Here is a 19,514-nt window from a genome sequence, read left to right as displayed (position 1 = left end):
GGCTCAGCCGGTCAGTGCGCCGGTGCGGTACGCCGCGCCGATCATCGAGACCAGCTGGGCCACTGCGTCCTCCTTGGGCGCGAACGGCCCCGGCCGGAAGTGCGGCGACTCCAGCCCGCGCTGCACCGACTCGCAGGCCGCCCAGTCCTGGCGGTTGGTGATGTCCCAGAACTCCACGGCACCGGGGGCACCCGCGGCGGCCGCCTCGGGCAGGGTCAGCCAGGAGCACTCGACCCAGGTGCGACCGGGCGTGAGCGGCACCATGCGGTGCGTCATCACGTAGTCGGGGTGGGCGGAGACGAGCAGGTTGGGCAGCAGGTGGAGGTACTCCACCGCCGTCGGGCTCGCCCCCGGGAGCGGGGTCGCCGCCAGGCTGCCGTCCAGCGACATCGACGCCATCCCGTCGCGCAGCACCATGCTGCCGCCGATCCACGCACCGGGCCGGTCGTAGTTGTCCCCGGAGTCCGGCGGCGTCACCGTGCACAGCTCGGGGTGGATCATCGGGCAGTGGTAGCACTCGTGGTAGTTCTCCGCGATGACCTTCCAGTTGGCCGCCACCTCGTAGGTGTGCCGGTCGGCCACCTCGAGCGAGCCGATGCCGTACGGCGCGAGCAGCGGCTCGATCTCGCCGAGGTGGCGCTCGAACGGCGGGACCTCACGGCGGCCGGCCGGGTGCAGCGCGTGGGCGAAGACCCAGCCGTTCCACACCTCCAGCGGCAGCTCGACCAGGCCGTGCTCCTCAGGCACGAACGACGCGACGTCGCGGAAGCCGGGGGCGCCCTTGAGCGTGCCGGTCAGGTCGTAGGTCCAGGCGTGGTAGGGACAGGTGACCATCCGCTTGGTCGACGTGCCCCCGTCGGGCAGCAGCTCGTGGCCCCGGTGCCGACAGGTGTTGGCGAAGGACCGCAGCCCCGCGCCGTCGCGCACCACCAGCGCGGCGATGTCGCCGACCACGACCGCCCGCTGGGTCAGCCCCTCGGGCAGCACGTCGTCGACGCGGCCCAGGCAGGTCCACGCGCCGGCGAACAGGTGCCGGCGCTCCCAGTCGAGCACCGCCGGCGAGGTGTAGGCCTCGGCCGGCAGCATCTGCACGAGCTCGCGGCCCTCCGGCGGGGCGAGGTGGGTCATGTCCATCGCGTCGGTCACGACGTCTCCCGTCTAGTGTCAGCGCCATGGCGGGCAGGGCGCGGCGGTCGGTGGAGGTGCGCCGGGAGGAGATCCTCTCGACGACCGTCGAGCTGCTCGACGAGCTCGGCCTGGCCGCCACGCGCGTGGCGGACGTGGCGGTGGCGCTGGACGTGAGCCCGGCGCTGGTCTTCTACCACTTCGGCACCAAGGACGAGCTCGTCGCCGAGGCCTTCGCCCACGCCGTCGAGCGCGACCTGGAGCGGATGGAGAAGGCGGCCAGCGGCCAGGACCCGGTGGCGGCGCTGCGGCGGGTTCTGAAGCTCTACGGCCCCACCGGCCGCGCCACCGGCTGGCGGATCTGGATCGACGCCTGGGCGGTCGCCCTGCGCGACGCCGACATCCGCCAGCAGCTCAAGCGGCTCGACCACCGCTGGCAGGACGTCCTGCGCGGCATCGTGCGCGACGGCGTGGCCGCCGGCGTCTTCACCTGCCCGGACCCCGAATCCAGCATCGCCCGGCTCTCGGCCCTCGTCGACGGGCTCTCGGTGGCGGTCGTCGTGCACAAGAGCGTCACCCGCACGCAGCTGCGGGCCTGGGTCGGCGCCCAGCTCGCGGTCGAGCTCGGCGTCGAGCCCTCGGTCATGGCCTGACATCAGACCAGCCAGTGCGGCGCGTAGTCGGGCTGGGTGAGGGCAGGCCGGTCGAGGCCGAAGGCGGAGACGTCGGAGGTCGTCTCGCCGGTGGTGACCAGGTCGGCCAGCACGCGCCCGAAGGTCGGCACGAACTTGAACGCGTGCGCGGCGCCGAGGCCGACGACGACACGCTCGTGGCCGGGCACGGGGGCGAGGACGAAGTCGCGGTCGGGGGTGAGCGTGTACTGGCAGCGGACCGAGCTCAGCGGCCTGCCCACGGCCGGCAGCATCCGGCGCAGGTGGTCGGTCAGCAGCGCCTCCATGGCCGGGTCGGGCTCGGAGGTGCGGTCGTCGGGCGCGACGGTGGGTCCGCCGCAGTCCTGGGCCGCCTTGATGGTCCCTGCGGGTCCGCCGAACGGGTCGTAGGGCGGGAAGCCGTAGTACGACGGGTCGTCCATCCAGATCCACAGCGGCAGGTCGGCCAGCGCCGCGGGATCGGCCACGGCGTAGTAGGTGACCTGCTCGAGGGTGACCTCGACCGGCACGTGCAGCCCGAGGTGGCCGACCACGTCGTTGACCCACGCGTCGGCGGTGACCACGACGCCCGAGACCTCGAGGGCACCGGTGGCGGTGGTCAACCGGATCCGGTCGCCGAGGTCCTCGAGGCCGAGCACCGGGGAGTCCGCGCGCAGGTCGGCGCCGAGCCGGCGGGCCTGGTCGTGCAGGACGCCCACGGTGCGGCCGGCGGGGACGATGGAGCCGGCCTCCTGGTGGAGCCCGAGCGTGCCGGGTGGCACGCGCAGGGCCGGCCAGCGGGCCGTGACCTGGTCGGCGTCGAGGGCGTCGTAGCCGATGCCGACCTCGTCCATGGCCGCGGTGTAGTCGATGGACGGGATGGCGGGATCGGCCGGGAACAGGTCGAGGCCGCCGGTGCGGGTGACCAGCGCCTGGCCGGACTCGGCCTCGAGGCGCGCCCAGTCGGCGTACGCCTCCTGGGTCAGTCGGACGTACGCCGGCGTGTGGTAGCTGTGCCGCAGGATCCGGCTGGTGTCGTGGCTGGCGCCGCGGCTGTGGCCGAGGCCGAACCGCTCGAGCCCGACGACCGAGTGCCCGCGGCGCGCGAGCTCCCAGGCGGCGGCGCTGCCGAGCCCGCCGAGGCCGACGACGGCGACGTCGAAGCGCTCAACCACGGCCGCGCTCCAGCAGGGGCAGCAGCCAGCGGCGGATGTCGAGGCTGTCGTCCTCCATCGGCGCGAACCAGCCGTGGGTGTAGGCGCGCGACGACATCCCGCGCTGCACCGACTCGCAGATGGCCCAGTCCTGGCGGTTGACCAGGTCCCACAGCTCGGCCGCGTCGCTGGGGTCGAAGGCCGGGTCGGCCACCGCTTCGCGGGCGAAGAGCAGCGAGCAGACCACCTCGGTGCGGTCGGCGGCCCGCGGGTGCAGGACGAACGCCGCGACGTGGTCGGCCGAGGCGCTCAGCATCAGGTTGGGGTAGGCCAGGTCGCCCTTGTGGCGGGTCCGCTCGTGCTCGTCGAGCCCGGGCAGCGGCGCGCGGGTGGTGGTCCCCGACGTGGTGAACGTCCACGCGCCCTCGCGGTGCGGGATGCCGTTCTCCCAGTCCAGGTCCGAGCCGCCGCCGGCGAAGCTCGGGACCAGCCGTGACAGCTCGGGGTGCACCGGCCCGCAGTGGTAGCACTCGTTGTAGTTCTCGAGCAGCACCTTGTAGTTGGCCGCGACGTCGTAGCGCAGCACCCGACCGGTGACGAGCTCGCCGATGCCGTAGTTGGCCAGGGCCTCAGCAGGGTGGGCGACCTGCTCGGTCAGCGCTCGCGCGGACGACGGCGCGAGGTGGAGGAACACGAACCCCGCCCACACCTCCACCCCGACCGCGTGCAGCGCGAAGGCCGCGGGGTCGGGCACGTCGGCGTGCGGCGACTTGAGCAGCGAGCCGTCGAGGGCGTAGGTCCACGAGTGGTAGGGGCAGCGGATCGCGCCGGCGTCGCGCGCGGGCGAGCCCGGCGCACAGAGCTGGGCGCCGCGGTGGCGGCAGACGTTGTACGCCGCGTGCAGGGCGCCGGCCTCGTCGCTGGTGACGACCAGCGACTCGCCGGCCACGTCCACCGCGACCATCCGCTTCGGGGTCGCGAGGCCGAGGTCGTCGAGGCGGCCGGCGCAGTACCACTCGGCGTACAGCACCGCGTCGCGCTCGGCGGCGAAGTGCGCCTCGTCGACGTACATCTCCCGGGGGAGGGCCGCCTGCAGGTCCTCGGTCACCGCCGCCTCCTTACTGATTCGTGAGTCAGTAAGGACAGCGTGTCACCCGACCGGCTCGGTTGTCGAGAGGACGTGGTCGAGGTGGCACGCCGCGCGGTGGTCGCCGGTGGCCGGGAGCACCTCGAGCGGCTGGGTCCGGCAGGCCTCGGCCACGCCCGCGGCCTCGGCGCGGCCGTCGGCCAGGGCCGGGCACCGAGGGTGGAAGCGGCAGCCGGACGGGATCCGCGACGGGTCCGGCACCTCGCCGGTGAGGACGACGGGTCGCAGGTGCTCGATCTCCGGTACGACGGACAGCAGCGCCTGCGTGTAGGGGTGGCGCGGTGCGGTGAGCACCTCCTCGGTGGTGCCGTTCTCGACGACCCGCCCGAGGTACATCACCGCGATCCGGTCGGCGATGTTCCAGGCCAGCCCGAGGTCGTGGGTCACCACGACCACGCCCATGCCGAGGTCCTGGCGCAGCTTGAGCAGCAGCGCCAGGATCTCCCCGCGGATGGAGGCGTCGAGGGACGAGACCGGCTCGTCGGCCAGCACCAGCTCGGGCCGGAGCGCGAGCGCGCCGGCGATGAGCACGCGCTGCTGCTGGCCGCCGGAGAGCTCGTGCGGGTAGCGCAGGAACAGCCGCTCGGGTGGCCGGAGCCCGGCCTCGGCCAGGGCCGCGGCGACCAGGTCGGCCTCGGTGCGACCGTCGGGGTCGGCCTGCGCCCGCTTGTGCAGCCGGATGCCCTCGGCCACCGACTCGTAGACGGTCTGGCGCGGGTTGAGCGATCCGGCGGCGTCCTGGAGGACCATCTGGACGCGGCTGCGGTAGGCGCGCAGGCCCCGGAAGGAGTGGTCCAGCGGCCGGCCCTCGAACAGGATCTCGCCCCGGGTCGGCTTCTCCAGGCCCATGAGGGTGCGGGCCAGCGTCGTCTTGCCGGAGCCCGACTCGCCGACGATGGCCAGCACCTCGCCGGCGTTCACCGACAGGTCCACGCCGTCGAGGGCGTGGGCCGCGTGGCCGGTGCGGGTCACGAAGTCGACGCCGACCCCGCGGGCCTCGAGCAGCGGAGCGCTCACGAGGAGCCCGCCCGGAGGCAGGCCACCGGTCGGCCGCCGACCTGGAGCAGCGGTGGCTCACCGTGCGTGCACTCCTCGACGGCCCGTGGACAGCGCGGCGCGAAGGCGCACCCCGGAGGCAGGTCGCGCGGGTCGGGCGGGTCGCCGGCCAGGCCGGCGGGGGCGTAGCGCGCCGCCGGGTCGCCGATGCGCGGGAAGGCGCCCGAGAGGGCGGCGGTGTAGGGGTGCAGCGGGTCGGCGAAGACCTCGGCGGCGGGGCCGGACTCGACCACGCGCCCGGCGTACATCACCAGGACGCGGTCGCACACGTCGGCCAGCACCGACAGGTCGTGGCTGATGATGAGCAGCCCGACGCCGAGCTCGTGGACCAGGTCCTTGAGCAGGTCCAGGATCTGGGCCTGCACCATCACGTCCAGCGCGGTCGTCGGCTCGTCGGCCACCACCAGCTGGGGCCGGCACGCCAGGGCCATGGCGATCATCACGCGCTGCCGCTGGCCGCCGGAGAGCTGGTGGGGGTACGCGCGGGCGCGGGACGCGCTCAGCCCGACCTGGTCGAGCAGCTCCTCGACCCGCCGGTCCACCGCGTCGCGGGAGAGCCCGGGCTCGTGGGTGCGGATGGGCTCGGCGACCTGGCGGCCGATCCGGTGCACGGGGTTGAGCGAGTGCAGCGCGCCCTGGAACACGATGGACGCGCCGGCCCACCTCAGCGCGCGCAGGTCGCCCCACCGCATCGCGCGGACGTCGTGGCCGAGCACCTCGACCTCACCCTCGACGCGGGCGTTCTTGGGCTGCAGGCGCAGCACGGTCGAGGCCAGCGTGGACTTCCCGCAGCCGGACTCGCCGGCCACGCCGACCACCTCGCCCTCGTGCACGACCAGGTCGACGCCGCGGACCGCGGGGAGCCGGCCCTCGCTGGTCCGGTAGGCCACGTGCAGGTCGCGCAGCGACAGCAGCTCCGGGGCGGGTGTGGTCATCAGCGCTCCCGCAGGCGGGGGTTGAAGACGTCCTCGAGGGCCTGCCCGACGAGCGTGAACGCGAGCACGACGAGGACCACGCAGACGCCGGGCGGGACGATGTACCACCACGCGCCGGTGGTGATCGCGCCGACCGAGAACGCCCCCTCGAGCATCGAGCCCCACGAGATCCGGGTGGGGTCGCCGAGGCCGAGGAAGCTCAGCGTGGTCTCGGTGAGGATCGCGGCGGCCACGGTGAGCGTGGTGTTGGCGAAGACCATCGGCATCACGTTGGGCAGCGCGTGCCGGGTGATCTGGTGCCACCGGCCGGCGCCGAGGACGCGGGCGCGCTCGAGGTAGGGCCGCTCGCGGATCGACAGCGCCTGGCTGCGGATCAGCAGCGCGGTGGCCGGCCAACTGGTCACGCCGATGACCAGCGCGATGTTGAACAGCCCGCGCCCGAGGATGGTGGCCAGGATCAGGGCCAGCGGCAGGAACGGCAGGACCAGGAACCACTCGGTCAGCCGGAACAGGATCCGCGCGCCCCAGCCCTCGAGGAAGCCGGACAGCAGCCCGACCACGGTGCCGATGAGCATCGAGATGAGGGTCGCGAACAGCCCGACGAACAGCGAGACCCGCGAGCCGAAGACCAGCTGGGTCAGGATCGGCCGGCCGCTGTCGTCGGTGCCGAGCCAGTACGTCGAGCTGGGGTGCTCGAGCACCCCGCCGGTGGCCTTGGTCAGGTCCAGGCCGTCGCGGTCGACCAGGAGCGGGGCGAAAACGGCCAGCGCGATGAAGAACAGCAGCAGCGCCAGCCCGACCAGGCCCGACGAGTGCCCGCGGAACAGCCGCCAGTTGCGGCGCAGCGACTGGACCCGCCGGCGCCGGGTGAGGGCGGCCGCGGAGAGCGGCGCGCCGGTGGTGGCGTTCATGTCCGCACCCGCGGGTCGAGCAGGCCGTAGACCAGGTTGACCACGAGGTTGGCCAGGATCACGCCGCCCGCGGCGACCAGGAAGGTGCCCTGGAGCACCCAGTAGTCCGGTCCGGTGAGGGCCTCGGAGGAGAGCAGCCCGAGGCCGGGGATGGAGAAGACGGTCTCGATGGTGATCGCGCCGGAGACCACGAAGCCGAAGCTCAGTGCGCTCACCGTGGTGGTGGGCAGCAGGGCGTTGCGCACGGCGTGCCGGCGGCGCACGACGACGTCGCGCAGCCCCTTGGCCCGCGCGGTGGTGAGGTAGTCCTCCCCGATCTCGTCGAGCAGCGAGGAGCGCATGACCAGGGAGTACTCCGCCAGGTAGGCCAGCGTCAGCGTGAGCACCGGCAGGACCAGGTGCCAGGCCGTGTCCAGCACGCCCTCGAGGCTGGTCGGGTCGACGTCGTTGGAGTGCAGCTGCCCGGTCGGGAAGATGCCGTCCAGCGGGCCGAGCCCCACCGCGAGCACCGCGATGAGCAGCAGGCCGAGCCACCACTCCGGCATCGAGTAGAGCGTGAGCGTCACCCCCGTCGAGGCCCGGTCGAAGGTGCGCCCGCGGTTCCAGGCGCCGACGATGCCGATCCAGACCCCGATGAGCATGGCCAGCAGGGTCGAGGTGCCGACCAGCAGCAGGGTCGGCCAGAGCCGGTCGAGGATGAGCTCGCTGACCGGCACGCGGTAGCGGATCGAGTCGCCGAGGTGGCCGGTGAAGGTGTTCTGCAGGTAGGTCAGGAACTGGTGCGGCAGCGACTGGTCCAGGCCGTACTCCGAGCGGAACGCCGCCTGGTCCGCCGGGCTCTTGAGCCGGTCGCGGCCCAGCACCCGGGCGGGGTCGCCGGGCAGGACGCGGAAGAGGAAGAAGTTCACGACCACGACGAAGGCCAGGCTGCCCAGCGCCCCGAGGACCTTGGCCAGGACGTAGCGGCCGTAGCTCCGGCGCCGCGCGACCGGGGCCGCGGGCTGGCTGGCGACGACGGCGCTCACCGCTCCCTCACCGCGCTCACTCGCGGTCGTCCACGGTCCGGCGCCGGTTGAGCGCCCAGAAGCCGGCCACCACCACGAGGGTGGACAGCACCCCGGCCAGGAAGCCGCCCATGGTGTTGCCGTCGCCGGCGGCCGCGGAGACCGAGGCGGCGGTGGGCGTGCCGTCGTCGCCGACCTCGACGGCCCCGGCCGCGGAGGGGGTCCCGTCGCAGTCGCCCGCCTCGGCGGCCGCTCGCAGGAGCGGGTAGTTGTGCCCGCCGTACTGGATCAGCCAGACGCCCCCGGGGTCCGGCTGCGGCTGGAAGCAGGCGAACGCGTCGCTGCGGAAGGCCTCGCCCACCTTGGTGTAGGCGGTGACGATGTACGGCGCGTCCTCGTAGAGCTGCTGCTGCATCTTCTTGACGATCTCGGCCCGCGCGTCCCGGTCGGTCTCGGCGCCCTGGGCGGCGTACATCGCGTCGTAGTCGTCGTCGCAGTACCACGAGTCGTTGAGGTTGCCGAGCTGGTCGCAGGTGAAGTCGCCGAGGATGCCGTCGGGGTCGGGCTCGACGTACCAGTCCCACTGGAAGATGTCGTAGGTCCCCTCGATGATCCGGTCGCCGAGGGAGGAGCTGTCCATGGCGGTGACCTCGGAGTCGATGCCGAGCTGGCCGAGCCAGCTCTTCAGCAGGTCCATCGTGTCGACCGACGGCTTCTCCGAGGAGCGGGCGAAGAGGCGCAGCTTGCCGATCGGCTTGCCGTCGGGCAGCGTCCGCTTGCCGTCGTCGCCCTTGACGTAGCCCGCGGCGTCGAGCTCGGCCGCGGCCTGGTCGAGGTCGAAGGTGAACTTCTCGTCGTCGGGCGGCTCCCAGTGCCAGGTCGTGTAGAACGGCGGCACGATCGTGGTGCCCGGCTCGGCCGCGCCCTGGTACGCCGTCCGCACGATCTGCTCGGTGTCCACGGCGTAGCCGAGGGCGTGGCGGAACTTCGGGTCGAGCACGGCCGGGTTGGGGTCGCCCAGCGGCTTGCCGGTCTCGGTGTCGACCGAGCCGGTGTTGAACCCGATCTCCTCGAAGATCGGCGAGATCCCGTTGTGCGCGGTGACGCCGGGCTGGTCCTGCAGGGCCTTGACCTGCAGCGGCGTGAGCCCCTCGGCGAAGTCGATCTCGCCCTTGATGAGGGCCTGGGCCATCGGGTCCTGAGACTTGTAGACCTGGATCACGACCTGGTCCACGTGCGGCCCGTCGCCCCACCAGTAGGGGTTCTCGACGAACTTGTACGACGAGCCGCCGGCGGTGCCCTCGACGAGCATGAACGGCCCGGACCCGACGACCGGCTTGCCGTCGCTCGGCTCGTCGGCGTACTGCTTCATCGCGTCCTTGGAGACGTCCTTCCAGATGTGCTCCGGGATGATCGGGATCGGCAGCAGTGGCAGGGTCGCGCTCGGGCTGTCGAGCTGGAGGACGACGGTCTGGTCGTCCGGCGCGGTCACGCTCGACGTGGTCTTGAGGTAGCTGCGCCAGGTGCCGCCGGCGATCCGCTCGGTGAGCACGCGGTTGTAGGTGTAGGCCACGTCGGCCGCGGTGAGGGGCACGCCGTCGTTCCACTTCAGCCCGTCACGCAGGTGGAAGGTCCAGGTCAGCCCGTCGTCGGAGGTCTCCCAGGACTCGGCCAGCGCCGGCTCCGGCGACATGTCGGTCATCTTGTAGCCGACGAGGAAGTCGTACTCCAGCGCCCAGGCCTCGTAGGAGACCGCCTCGTAGCCGAGGAACGGGTTGAGCGAGTCGGCGTCGCCGGTCACACCGACGGTGAAGGTGGTGGGGTCGGCGGCCCTCGCGGGTCCGGCGGGGGTGGTGACCGCGCCGGTCAGGGCGGCCGTCGCGACCAGTGCCCCGGCGACGAGCCCGGGAGTACGGTGCCTGCCGTGCCGAACCCTGTTGGCCCCCCGACTGCTCCTCCGGTGGCGGCTCGTGAGCCGCACGAGCACGTCGCGCACGGCGTGCGCCGCTCGGACGCGTACCACTGGATGCGCAGGCTCGACGCCCCCGTCCTCGACCACCTCGCCCGCGAGCGGGAGTGGTACGACGTCGCCACCGGGCATCTGGGCCCCCTCGTCCAGGAGCTGCGCGCCGAGATGACCGGGCGGGTACCGGCTACTGACTCTTCAGTCAGTTGGCCGCAGCACGGGTATTCGTACTACACGACTCTCCCGGAGGGAAGGGAGTACGTGCAGTTGTCACGTCGCCGTGACACGGCCGACCCCGCACCGGAGCCCGAGCTGCTCCTCGACGCGAACGTGCTGGCGGCCGGTTCGGACTACCTCGAGCTGGGTCAGCTCAAGGTCTCGCCGTCGGGTTCGGTGCTGGCCTACTCGGTCGACCTGACCGGCGACGAGGAGTACGTCCTGCGCTTCCGCTCGCTCGACTCCGGGCTCGACCTGGCCGACGAGGTGCCCGGGACGGGGTACGGCGGCGCGTGGGCCGCGGACTCCTCGGCGTTCTTCTACACCACCCACGACGAGCTGTGGCGCCAGGACCAGGTGTGGCTGCACGTCCTGGGCACCCCGTCGTCGTCCGACGTCCTGGTGCTCGAGGAGCCGGACGAGCGGTTCGAGGTGATGGTCCGGCTGACCCGCTCCGGCGAGCTCGTCGTGCTGTGGGCGGAGTCGCGCGACACCTCCGAGGTCTGGGTCGTGCCCGCCACCGCGCCGCTCACGGCGCCGGTCTCGGTCGGGGGACGGCGGCCGGGCGTGGAGTACCACGCCGAGCACGCGGGCGACGAGCTGCTGATCGTGACCAACGCCGAGGAGGCGGAGTTCTCGCTGATGGCGTGTGCGGTCCCGACGTCGTCGGCCACGCCCTGGCGGGCGGTGCGCGAGCCCGACGCAGGGGAGCGGCTGGAGTCGGTCGAGGCGTTCGCCTCCCACGTCGTGCTCACCGCGCGCTTCGCGGGGCACCCGCGGCTGCGGCTCGTGCCCGCCTCGTCCCTGGCTGCCCCGGGCACGGTGGTCGACCCGGTCTCGCCGATCGCCTCGGTCGCGGTCTCGCGCAACGAGGAGTACTCCGCCACCTCCGTGCTCGTGGTCGACGAGTCCTACCTGATGCCGCCCGTGTGGTCGGCGGTGCCGTTCGCCACCGGGACCCGCACGCAGGTGCACCGCACGGAGGCGCCCGGCTTCACGCCCTCGGCGTACGTCGGGACCGTGGAGACCTTCCCCGCGCCCGACGGCACCACCGTGCCGGCCACCGTGCTCCGCCACGCCGCGACGCCGCTGGACGGGACCGCGCCCTGCGTCATCTACGGCTACGGCGCCTACGAGTCGGTCTTCCCCGACGCCGAGTGGGACCCCGCCATCCCCTCGCTGCTCGACCGCGGCCTGGTCTACGTGCACGCCCACGTCCGCGGCGGCGGCGAGCTCGGCCGGCACTGGTGGCTCTCGGGCCGGCTCTCGCAGAAGCAGCACACCTTCGACGACCACCTGGCCGTCGCCCGCGGCCTCGCCGACGGTCTCGTCGACCCGGCCCGCATCGCCACCCGGGGTCTCTCGGCGGGTGGCCTGCTGCAGGGCGCGGTCCTCTCCCAGGAGCCTTCGCGCTGGCGCGCCGTGGTGGCCGAGGTGCCGTTCGTCGACGTCCTCACCACCATGCTCGACCGCACCATCCCGCTCACCGTCAACGAGTGGGACGAGTGGGGCGACCCCTCCCGTCCCGAGGACTACGCCTGGATGGCCGCCTACTCGCCGTACGACAACCTCCCCGCCCCCGGCGCCCGCCCCGACCTGCTGGTCACCGGCGCCGTCCACGACGCCCGCGTCATGGTCTGGGAGCCGGCCAAGTGGGTCGCCGCGCTCCGCGAGACCGACCCCGAGTGGGCGCCGCGCTGCCTGTTCCGCGTCGAGACCGGCGCCGGGGCTCACGTCGGCCCTGCGGGTCGGTTCGCCCACCTGGCCTACGAGGCGGAGGTCTACGCCTGGCTCCTCGACCGCTTGTCGGTCACCCCCCACGGTGGCTGAGGTGTGAGGCCGTCCACGGCCGAGCCTCGAAGCCCTACGGTGGCTGAGGTGTGAGGCCGTCCACGGCCGAGCCTCGAAGCCAGGCGAGCCGGGGCTCCGACCCGACCGGGTGCCTTCGCTGCGGAGGCTTCGAGGCTCGGGCCGTGGACGGCCTCGCACCTCAGCCACCGTTCTCGCGGACGGATCTGCGGCGGGACAGCTCGGGCAGGGCGTCGAAGTCGCCACGCATGAGCGCTTCCTTCTTCTCGCGGCGCCAGCCGGCGATGCGCTTCTCGAAGGCGAAGGCCTGCTCGATGGAGTCGAACTCGGCGTTCCAGATCAGGGTGACCGGGCGTCGTCGGCGGGTGTACGTCGCGCCGTCTTCGCTGTGGTTGTGCTGCCAGAGACGAGCGTCGAGGTCGCGGGTGCTGCCGACGTAGTAGGTGTCGTCGCGGCAGCGGAGGATGTAGGCGTGGGGCATGCGTTGAGCCTGCCCTCGCGTTCCCCCGCTTCCCCTGGTCCTGTGGAGAACTTGCTCGGTTGCGTCCGGTGTGGACGTCTGGTGGCTTCGAGGCTCGGCCGTGGACGGCCTCGCACCTCAGCCACCGTGCCTACTGACTCGGGAGTCAGTAAGGGGTAGCGTGCCTCCCGTGCGCACCACACCGTTCCACGCGCGGCTGAGCGAGCTGAACGACCAGGGGCTCTACACACACTGGCAGGGCACGCTGTCGCCGCTGCGCTACACACACGCGCCCAAGCACGAGTACTTCGCGGTCCGCAACGGCGTGGGGGTCTTCGACACCAGCCCGCTCTTCAAGTACGCCGTGCGCGGGCGCGACGCGGAGCGGCTGCTGGCGGGGGCGCTGACCCGGGACGTGCGGGCGTGCCGGCCGGGGCAGGCGCAGTACACCGCATGGTGCGACGACGACGGGCACGTCATGCACGACGGGGTGGTGTTCCGGCACGGGCAGGACGAGTTCCTGCTGACGGCGGCGCGGCCGGCGCTGAGCTGGTTCGAGGAGCTGGGGGCGGGGCTGCAGGTCGAGCTGGAGGACGTGACCGACGACTTCGGGATGCTCGCGGTGCAGGGCCCGCGCAGTCGCGCGGTGCTCGGCGCGCTGGCGCCGGAGGTCCAGGGCCTGACGTACTTCGACCACGTCAACACCAAGATCGCCGACACCGAGGTGACGCTGAGCCGGACGGGCTACACCGGCGACCTGGGCTACGAGCTGACCGTGCCCGCCGACAGCGCCACGGACGTCCTGGACGCGGTCCTCGAGGCGGGGAGGGACCACAGCATCAGGCCGTTCGGCGAGGAGGCGCTGATGACCCTGCGCATCGAGGCGGGGCTGGCGCTGATCGACGTGGAGTGGCACGACGCGCGGCTGGCCTTCAGCGACGCGGACAGGGTCACGCCCAAGGAGCTCGGCTGGGGCTGGATGCTCGGCGGGGTCCGGAACGGCGAGCGCCGGTTCGTCGGGAGCGAGGCCATCCGGCGCGAGCTCGAGCAGGGCACGAGCCGCTGGGCGACGACCGGCATCGTCGTGGACTGGGCCGACTGGGACCGGCTGCACCGCGAGGCGGGGCTGTTCCCGCCCAAGAGCGAGCACCCGCTGCCCTACGAGTCGCTGGTCCTCGACGACGAGCGGCGCGAGGTCGGCTACTGCACGAGCTTCGTCTACAGCCCGGTCCTGCAGCAGCACATCGGCATCGCGCGCGTGCGGCCGGACCTCAGCACGCCGGGCACGGACCTGCGCCTGGAGCTCGCGATCAACCACCACAACACGACGGTGCGGGTCCGCACGACGCGGATGCCGTTCTTCGACCCGCCCCGGAAGAAGGAGCAGTGACGAAGCCATGAGCAGCCACGAGTACGACGCGATCGTCGTCGGCGGCGGCCACAACGGGCTGACCCACGCGGCGTACCTGGCCAAGGCCGGGCTGCGCACGCTGGTGCTGGAGAAGAACCAGCTGGTCGGCGGCGCGGCGATCACCGAGGAGCTGCAGCCGGGCTTCCACTTCACGACGTTCTCCTACGCCCTGAGCCTGCTGCGCCCGGAGATCGTCCAGGAGCTCGAGCTGGTCAAGCACGGGTTCCTGCCGCTGATGATGCCGTCGTCGTTCCACCCGACCGGGGACGGCGACCACCTGCTGTTCGGCGACGACCACGCCCAGAACATCCAGGAGATCCGGCGCCACTCCAAGCGCGACGCGGACGCCTACGAGCGCTACCACCGCGACCTCGACCGGGTCTGCCAGGTGGTCCAGCCGCTGTTCGACAACCCGCCGCCGGACGTGTGGAGCAAGGACCCCGAGGACGCCGTCGACACCAAGTGGCTGCTCGACCACCTCGGCGGCGTGGACCGCAAGACCATGCACGACCTGGTGCGACTGCTGACCGGCAGCGCGGCGGACTGGCTCGAGGACTACTTCGAGCACCCTGCGGTCGCGGGCTACCACGCGTCGAGCTCGATCATCGGCTCCAAGGTCGGCCCGATGTCGCCGGGCTCGGCGCTGGTCCTGCTCTTCCACAAGATGGGCGAGCACGACGGCCACCTCGGCTCGTGGGCCTTCCACAAGGGTGGCAACGGCGGCTTCACCCAGGTGCTCGGCCGGGCGGCGACGGCGTACGGCGCGGAGATCCGCCTCGGCGCGCAGGTCGCCGACGTCATCACCCAGGACGGCAAGGCCGTCGGCGTCGCGCTCGAGGACGGCACCGAGTTCCGCGCGCCGGTGGTGGTCAGTGCCCTCGACCCGCGCCGGACCTTCCTCGAGCTGTGCGACCCGCGCGAGCTGCCGCTGGACCTGGTCGACAACATCCGCCGGATGAAGTTCCGCGGCGTGAGCGCGAAGGTCAACTTCGCTCTCGACGGGCTGCCGACGTTCCCGGCGCTGCCCGACACCGTCGACCACTTCGGCGGCTTCCTCAACATCGGTCCGACCATCGAGTACGTCGAGCGGGCCTTCGACGCCGCGAAGTACGGCTGGTACTCCGACGAGCCCTTCATCGACGGCGCGATGCAGTCGGTGGTCGACCCCGACATGGCGCCGCCCGGCAAGCACGTGCTCTCGTGCTTCGTGCAGTACGCGCCGTACGAGCTCAAGGGCAGCGACTGGGAGACCGAGCGCGAGCCGTTCGGGGACAAGGCGCAGGCCGTGCTCGAGAAGCACTTCCCCGGCTTCGGCGACCTGGTCCTGCACCGCGAGGTCGTGACGCCGGTCGACATCGAGGCGCGCACCGGGCTCACCGAGGGCAACATCTTCGCGGGCGAGTTCCTGGCCCCGCAGATGTACTTCTTCCGCCCGGCGCCGGGCTGGAGCCAGTACGCCACCCCTCTGGACGGCTACTACCAGTGCGGCTCGGGCACGCACCCGGGCGGGTGCGTCATCGGCTCACCCGGCCGGCTCGCCAGCCAGCGGGTCCTCCGCGACCTGGGCCGCTAGCAGCGCGTCGCGGTGGGCGGCGAGCTCGCGCACCGCGTCGATGAAGCGGGCGGTGCTCTCGCCGACCTTGAGGTCGCCGAAGTAGTGCCGCCGCATCATGCTGCGGGCCAGGCGCAGCTCGTCGTGCTCGAGGCGCTGGGCCACCAGGCGGCCGAGGTCGGCCAGCGCCTCGGAGCCGACGACGTCGGCGCAGCGGCTGACCGGGGCGTCGAGCCGGAGCCGCTCCGGGTCGTCGTACCGGTCGGCGATGAACAGGGGCGCCTCGGTGCGCAGGTAGAGCCAGTCCAGCCCGACCGAGGAGACGTCGGTGACCATCGCGTCGCAGTCGGGCATGACCGCGAGGATGTCGGCGGCGGCCAGCGCGACGTGCTCGCCGGTGAGCAGCCGCTGGATCTCCTCGTGCGCGGCGCGGACGCCGGGGTGGGTGCTGCTCAGCACGCGCGGGTGCGGCTTGTAGACGACACGCACGTCCGGGACCGACAGCAGCTGGCGCACGATCGCGACGCCGAGCCGGTCGAGGGAGGAGTAGTTGTTGTACTCCGCGTCGCCCTCGAACGTCGGCGCGTAGAGCACGGTGCGCCTCGAGGACGGCGGCAGCACCGGCGCGCGCCGCAGGTCGAGCTGGGGCCGGCCGATGCGGACCAGCTTGCCGGTGTCGAACTCCAGCAGCGCCGAGGTCAGCCGCTGCACCGCGGCCTCGCCGGCGACGTACACGCGGTCGTAGGCCTTGGCGTTGTTGCTGGCCATGCTCTGCTTGTCGCTCTCGCCGTGGTTGACGTGCGCGTGGAGCATCCGGGGCTCGAGCAGCGAGTGGAAGTTGTGTGGGGAGTTGTTGACGTAGAGCGCGACCTTGGCGTCGAGGTCGGCGTACAGCTCGCGCAGCGCGCCGAACTCCTCGGCCACCAGCACCGGCAGCTCGGTCGTCGAGCGGACCAGCGCGGCGGTGTCCTCGCGGCGCAGCACGATGCCGACCGGCTGGACGCCGTCGAGCAGCTCGAGGACCGGCAGCCACTGCGCGAGCTGGTACACCCGGGAGGGGTCGTCGCCGAAGTAGGCGAGGACGGTCGAGTCGCGCACCTCGCGATGCTACCGGCGGCCGGGCTCAGAGGTTCGGCAGGATGATGAGGGCGAGCACCACGAGGAGCACCACGCCCAGCAGCAGCCAGAAGCCGAGCACCCCGGGCCGCTTCTGGCGCTGGAAGCCGATGGCGCCCTTGCTGAACTGGTGCATGGGCGCGGCGTAGAACACCTGCACCTGGCCACCTGGCGGGACTTGGGTCTCGAGCGAGGCCTGGCCGTAGGTCATCAGCCACTGGCAGCTCACGTCGACGCGGTTGGGGCCGGCGTGCACCGGGATCACGTTGTCGCCGTACTGCGCCGGCACGCGGTAGCCGTTGATGCTCACCGCAGGAGTGATCATGTTGCTGGTCAGCACGCTGCCCTGCAGCGTCACCCGCAGCCAGCCCAGGTCGTCCGGGGCCGGCTGGGGTGGTGGCGGCGAGGCGGGCGGCGGGCCCGGCGGCGGCATGCTCATGGCGGCAACCTACGTCGGCGCGGGCCGCTAGCGTGGGCGTGTGGCGAAGGCGGCGGCGGTCGAGGTCCAGGCCGGGGAGCGGACGGTGCGCGTCTCGAGCCCGGACCGGGTGATCTACGAGGCGACCGGCCGCACGCCCGAGGTGACCAAGGTGATGGTGGCGCAGTACTTCGCCTCCGTCGAGGACGGGCTGATGCGCGCGCTGCGCGACCGGCCGACCGCGCTGGAGCGGTGGACGTCGGGGGTGCGGCCCGGCATGAAGCTGGCCACCTCGCGCACGGACCGCGACGCCGACGCGTTCTACCAGAAGCGCGTGCCCAAGGGCGCGCCCGACTACCTCGAGGCCGTCGAGATCACCTTCCCGTCCGGGCGCACCGCCGAGGAGATCTGCCCGACCGAGATCGCGGTCCCGGTCTGGTGTGCCCACATGGGGACGCTGACCTTCCACCCGTGGCCGGTGCGCCGCGCCGACGTGGACCGGCCCGACGAGCTGCGTCTCGACCTCGACCCGCAGCCGGGCACGAGTTTCCGCGACGCCGTCGACGTGGCCGCCGGCGTGCGCGAGCTGCTGGCCGAGCTCGGCATCGTCGGCTACCCCAAGACCTCGGGCAACCGCGGCGTGCACGTGTTCATCCGCATCGAGCCGCGCTGGGACTTCGTCGACGTCCGCCACGCCGCGATCGGCTTCGGCCGCGAGCTCGCCCGCCGCGCGCCCGACGACGTCACCGTCAACTGGTGGAAGGAGGAGCGCGGTCAGCGCATCTTCATCGACTTCAACCAGAACTGCCGCGACCGGACCATCGCCTCGGCGTACTCCCTGCGGCCGATCCCCGGCGCCCCGGTCTCCACGCCCCTCACCTGGGAGCAGCTCGCCACCGTCACCGACCCCGGCGAGCTGAACGTCTTCACCGTGCCGGCGCGGCTGGCCGAGGACGGCGACGCGTGGGCCGGGATCGACGACACGGCGTACTCCCTCGAGCCGCTGCTCCAGCTCTACGACGAGCTGCCCGGCGGGGAGATGAACTACCCGCCCGACTACCCGAAGATGCCCGGCGAGCCGCCGCGGGTGCAGCCGAGCAAGAAGGTCGAGGAGCACTGGGACGCCGACGGCAACTGGATCGGCCCGGCCTAGAAACAGGAAGTCCCGCCCCCGGCGCATCCCCACGATCGCCTGGGCGGGAACCTCTTGCGAGCAGTGCTGCTCGTCCCCCAACGAGCCTCACCCGCGATGTCCCCCGACACCTGGGCGTGGTCTGCTCACCCGGTCCGAGGCCGGCTCGCGCTCCCCCAGAGATGCGCGTGCCGTTCTCGATCCGGTCCGGTCGCCCGAAGGCTTCCTTCACGTGAAACGGTAGGCGGACGGCGGCACTCCGCGGGCACGCTGGGTTCACAAATTTTCAAGCATTCGGTAACAGGACGTACACAGCCACCCGGTCGGGTGGGTTGACTGGTCCAGAACACCGCCTGGTCAGCCGCGTCGCTCCCACGGAGCGGCCACAGGGAAGTACGTCTCCAGGAAGTCGCCGAGCACCCGGTCGAGCCGGTCCTGGTCGAGGGCGTGGTCGTGGTGGTCGGCGAGGCAGAGGAAGTCCTGCTCGCGTTCGAGCGCCTTCTTGAGCTGCCACTCGAGGTCGCTGTTGGAGATGTTGACGTAGGCGCGCTCGGACTGCGCGGCGTACGCCGTGCCGATCAGCAGTCCGTAGTGCTGGGCGAAGGAGCTGAGCAGCGACAGGTCAGTCTCGGAGCGGAACGGCGCGCGCGCCGTGGCGGCGACCTCGGCCGGGAAGCGGCGCTCGATCTCCTCGAGGACCGAGCGGCGGTGGGCGTACGGCGCGTGGGCCAGGTTGTCGGTGAGCACGGCGCCGAACGCGTCCTGGAGGAGACGTCGGTTGTTGAAGGCGGCCTTGAGGTACGGCGGCGCGTCGGGCGCGTGGTCCAGGCCGATGGTGTTGGGCGAGAACCACACGGCGGTGTGGCCGGCGGGGGAGAAGAACGCCTCCGGGCCCAGCGGTCGGCCGAGCAGGAAGTCGTCGTTGAGGTAGACGAAGTGCTCGGCCAGGTCGGGCACGCGGTGCAGCGCGGACTCGATGGCGTGGGAGTTGAAGGTCGGGAGCGCGTCGGGCGGGAGGATCGCGCGGTGGTCCACCACCGTGATCGCCGGATGTGAGGTGTCGAGCCAGGACGGCACCTGGCCGGCGGTGACCAGGTGGATCCTGCGCACCCACGGCGCGAAGAGGTGCAGCGAGCGGAAGGCGTAGCGCAGCTCGTCGCGCGAGAGGTAGCGCGCCTGTCCGCTGGACTCCCGGGTCGTCGCCGTGCCGGTGAGGCCGGCCAGGCGCTCGGCGCGGGCGGCGTTCCACTCCGGGTCGGCGCCGTCGACCCAGGTGACGACCACGTCGACCGGGAACGTGCACTCGTGGACGGTCGGCGCGGCCATGAGCGGCAGCGTGGGGACGTCGACGCCGTGCACCGTCGTCGTCGTGGTGGCCCTCTCGCGGGGCAGGCGCTGGGTGTAGCGGTTGCGCCGCGGCGCCACCAGCTGCCCCTCGACGTCCTCCTCCCA

17 protein-coding genes are annotated in these 19,514 nt (G+C 72.4%); 5 read left to right on the top strand and 12 right to left on the bottom strand.

The genetic code is table 11. The annotated features are described in order from the left end of the window. Nucleotides 1–3: 3 nt before the first annotated feature. Entirely contained in the window at nt 4–1,146 is a 1,143-nt protein-coding gene (locus tag G5V58_RS18125) for an aromatic ring-hydroxylating oxygenase subunit alpha (RefSeq protein WP_165235865.1), read from the bottom strand. Nucleotides 1,147–1,172: 26 nt separating this feature from the next. Between G5V58_RS18125 and G5V58_RS18120 the strand changes: the two genes are divergently transcribed. Continuing rightward, entirely contained in the window at nt 1,173–1,778 is a 606-nt protein-coding gene (locus G5V58_RS18120) for a TetR/AcrR family transcriptional regulator (RefSeq protein WP_165235862.1), read from the top strand. Between the two features lie 2 nt (nt 1,779–1,780). On the opposite strand, the gene solA is transcribed toward G5V58_RS18120, so the two are convergent. The 7 genes from solA to G5V58_RS18085 are packed head-to-tail and all read right to left on the bottom strand — an operon-like array spanning nt 1,781 to nt 9,783. Further along, the gene (gene solA / locus G5V58_RS18115; protein ID WP_165235858.1) at nt 1,781–2,950 is read right to left on the bottom strand and encodes an N-methyl-L-tryptophan oxidase; all 1,170 of its coding nucleotides are present in this window, start codon (nt 2,948–2,950) and stop codon (nt 1,781–1,783) included. Further along, nucleotides 2,943–4,037: an aromatic ring-hydroxylating oxygenase subunit alpha gene (locus G5V58_RS18110; RefSeq protein WP_230486724.1), complete on the bottom strand. Its 1,095-nt coding sequence runs from the start codon at nt 4,035–4,037 to the stop codon at nt 2,943–2,945. Before G5V58_RS18110 ends, solA begins: the two co-directional genes overlap by 8 nt. A 42-nt stretch (nt 4,038–4,079) precedes the next feature. Further along, nucleotides 4,080–5,093, bottom strand: a complete 1,014-nt coding sequence (locus G5V58_RS18105) for an ABC transporter ATP-binding protein (RefSeq protein WP_230486723.1) — start codon at nt 5,091–5,093, stop codon at nt 4,080–4,082. Next, nucleotides 5,090–6,067 carry an ABC transporter ATP-binding protein gene (locus tag G5V58_RS18100; protein WP_165235855.1) on the bottom strand — a complete coding sequence of 326 codons (978 nt, stop codon included), beginning with the start codon at nt 6,065–6,067 and terminating at the stop codon, nt 5,090–5,092. The genes G5V58_RS18105 and G5V58_RS18100 overlap by 4 nt, the downstream gene beginning before the upstream one ends. Further along, nucleotides 6,067–6,978 (bottom strand): ABC transporter permease, encoded by a 912-nt coding sequence (locus G5V58_RS18095; protein WP_165235852.1) that lies wholly within the window; start codon nt 6,976–6,978, stop codon nt 6,067–6,069. The genes G5V58_RS18100 and G5V58_RS18095 overlap by 1 nt, the downstream gene beginning before the upstream one ends. Further along, on the bottom strand, nt 6,975–8,003 hold the full coding sequence (locus G5V58_RS18090; RefSeq protein ID WP_165235849.1) for an ABC transporter permease: 1,029 nt from the start codon (nt 8,001–8,003) through the stop codon (nt 6,975–6,977). Before G5V58_RS18090 ends, G5V58_RS18095 begins: the two co-directional genes overlap by 4 nt. Nucleotides 8,004–8,019: 16 nt before the next feature. Beyond that, nucleotides 8,020–9,783: an ABC transporter substrate-binding protein gene (locus tag G5V58_RS18085; RefSeq protein ID WP_165235846.1), complete on the bottom strand. Its 1,764-nt coding sequence runs from the start codon at nt 9,781–9,783 to the stop codon at nt 8,020–8,022. A gap of 159 nt (nt 9,784–9,942) precedes the next feature. Between G5V58_RS18085 and G5V58_RS18080 the strand changes: the two genes are divergently transcribed. Next, on the top strand, nt 9,943–11,994 hold the full coding sequence (locus G5V58_RS18080; RefSeq protein ID WP_165235843.1) for a S9 family peptidase: 2,052 nt from the start codon (nt 9,943–9,945) through the stop codon (nt 11,992–11,994). Nucleotides 11,995–12,154: 160 nt separating this feature from the next. Here G5V58_RS18080 and G5V58_RS18075 read toward each other — a convergent pair whose 3' ends face one another. Continuing rightward, a complete protein-coding gene (locus tag G5V58_RS18075; protein ID WP_165235840.1) occupies nt 12,155–12,454 on the bottom strand; it encodes a GIY-YIG nuclease family protein in 300 nt (99 codons plus the stop codon). Between the two features lie 169 nt (nt 12,455–12,623). Here G5V58_RS18075 and G5V58_RS18070 point away from each other — a divergent pair, with 169 nt between their 5' ends. Together G5V58_RS18070 and G5V58_RS18065 are read left to right on the top strand one after the other, a co-directional pair. Then, nucleotides 12,624–13,823 (top strand): aminomethyltransferase family protein, encoded by a 1,200-nt coding sequence (locus G5V58_RS18070; protein WP_165235837.1) that lies wholly within the window; start codon nt 12,624–12,626, stop codon nt 13,821–13,823. Between the two features lie 7 nt (nt 13,824–13,830). Next, the gene (locus G5V58_RS18065) at nt 13,831–15,417 is read left to right on the top strand and encodes a phytoene desaturase family protein (protein ID WP_165235834.1); all 1,587 of its coding nucleotides are present in this window, start codon (nt 13,831–13,833) and stop codon (nt 15,415–15,417) included. Here the strand turns inward: G5V58_RS18065 and G5V58_RS18060 are convergent. Both G5V58_RS18060 and G5V58_RS18055 read right to left on the bottom strand, forming a co-directional pair. Then, the gene (locus tag G5V58_RS18060) at nt 15,367–16,494 is read right to left on the bottom strand and encodes a CDP-glycerol glycerophosphotransferase family protein (protein WP_165235831.1); all 1,128 of its coding nucleotides are present in this window, start codon (nt 16,492–16,494) and stop codon (nt 15,367–15,369) included. The two genes, G5V58_RS18065 and G5V58_RS18060, sit on opposite strands and share 51 nt — an antisense overlap. A gap of 25 nt (nt 16,495–16,519) precedes the next feature. Further along, a complete protein-coding gene (locus tag G5V58_RS18055) occupies nt 16,520–16,951 on the bottom strand; it encodes a hypothetical protein (RefSeq protein ID WP_165235828.1) in 432 nt (143 codons plus the stop codon). A gap of 40 nt (nt 16,952–16,991) precedes the next feature. Between G5V58_RS18055 and G5V58_RS18050 the strand changes: the two genes are divergently transcribed. Next, on the top strand, nt 16,992–18,083 hold the full coding sequence (locus G5V58_RS18050) for a DNA polymerase domain-containing protein (protein WP_165235825.1): 1,092 nt from the start codon (nt 16,992–16,994) through the stop codon (nt 18,081–18,083). Nucleotides 18,084–18,419: 336 nt separating this feature from the next. Here G5V58_RS18050 and G5V58_RS26100 read toward each other — a convergent pair whose 3' ends face one another. Then, on the bottom strand, nt 18,420–19,388 hold the full coding sequence (locus G5V58_RS26100) for a stealth family protein (RefSeq protein WP_230487374.1): 969 nt from the start codon (nt 19,386–19,388) through the stop codon (nt 18,420–18,422). Between the last annotated feature and the right edge of the window lie 126 nt (nt 19,389–19,514).

This window comes from Nocardioides anomalus (genome assembly GCF_011046535.1).
In the GTDB taxonomy this organism is placed as follows: Bacteria; Actinomycetota; Actinomycetes; order Propionibacteriales; family Nocardioidaceae; genus Nocardioides; species Nocardioides anomalus.
Note: the sequence above shows the minus strand (reverse complement) of the source record. Positions and strands in the feature narration are given on the sequence as shown.

Bases quoted from the DNA above. Each gene is read 5' to 3' on its own strand.
- G5V58_RS26100 (WP_230487374.1), bottom strand. From the start codon at position 19,388: ATGGCCGCGCCGACCGTCCACGAGTGCACGTTCCCGGTCGACGTGGTC.
- G5V58_RS18075 (WP_165235840.1), bottom strand. From the start codon at position 12,454: ATGCCCCACGCCTACATCCTCCGCTGCCGCGACGACACCTACTACGTC.
- G5V58_RS18095 (WP_165235852.1), bottom strand. From the start codon at position 6,978: ATGAACGCCACCACCGGCGCGCCGCTCTCCGCGGCCGCCCTCACCCGG.
- G5V58_RS18100 (WP_165235855.1), bottom strand. From the start codon at position 6,067: ATGACCACACCCGCCCCGGAGCTGCTGTCGCTGCGCGACCTGCACGTG.
- G5V58_RS18055 (WP_165235828.1), bottom strand. From the start codon at position 16,951: ATGAGCATGCCGCCGCCGGGCCCGCCGCCCGCCTCGCCGCCACCACCC.
- G5V58_RS18120 (WP_165235862.1), top strand. From the start codon at position 1,173: ATGGCGGGCAGGGCGCGGCGGTCGGTGGAGGTGCGCCGGGAGGAGATC.
- G5V58_RS18065 (WP_165235834.1), top strand. From the start codon at position 13,831: ATGAGCAGCCACGAGTACGACGCGATCGTCGTCGGCGGCGGCCACAAC.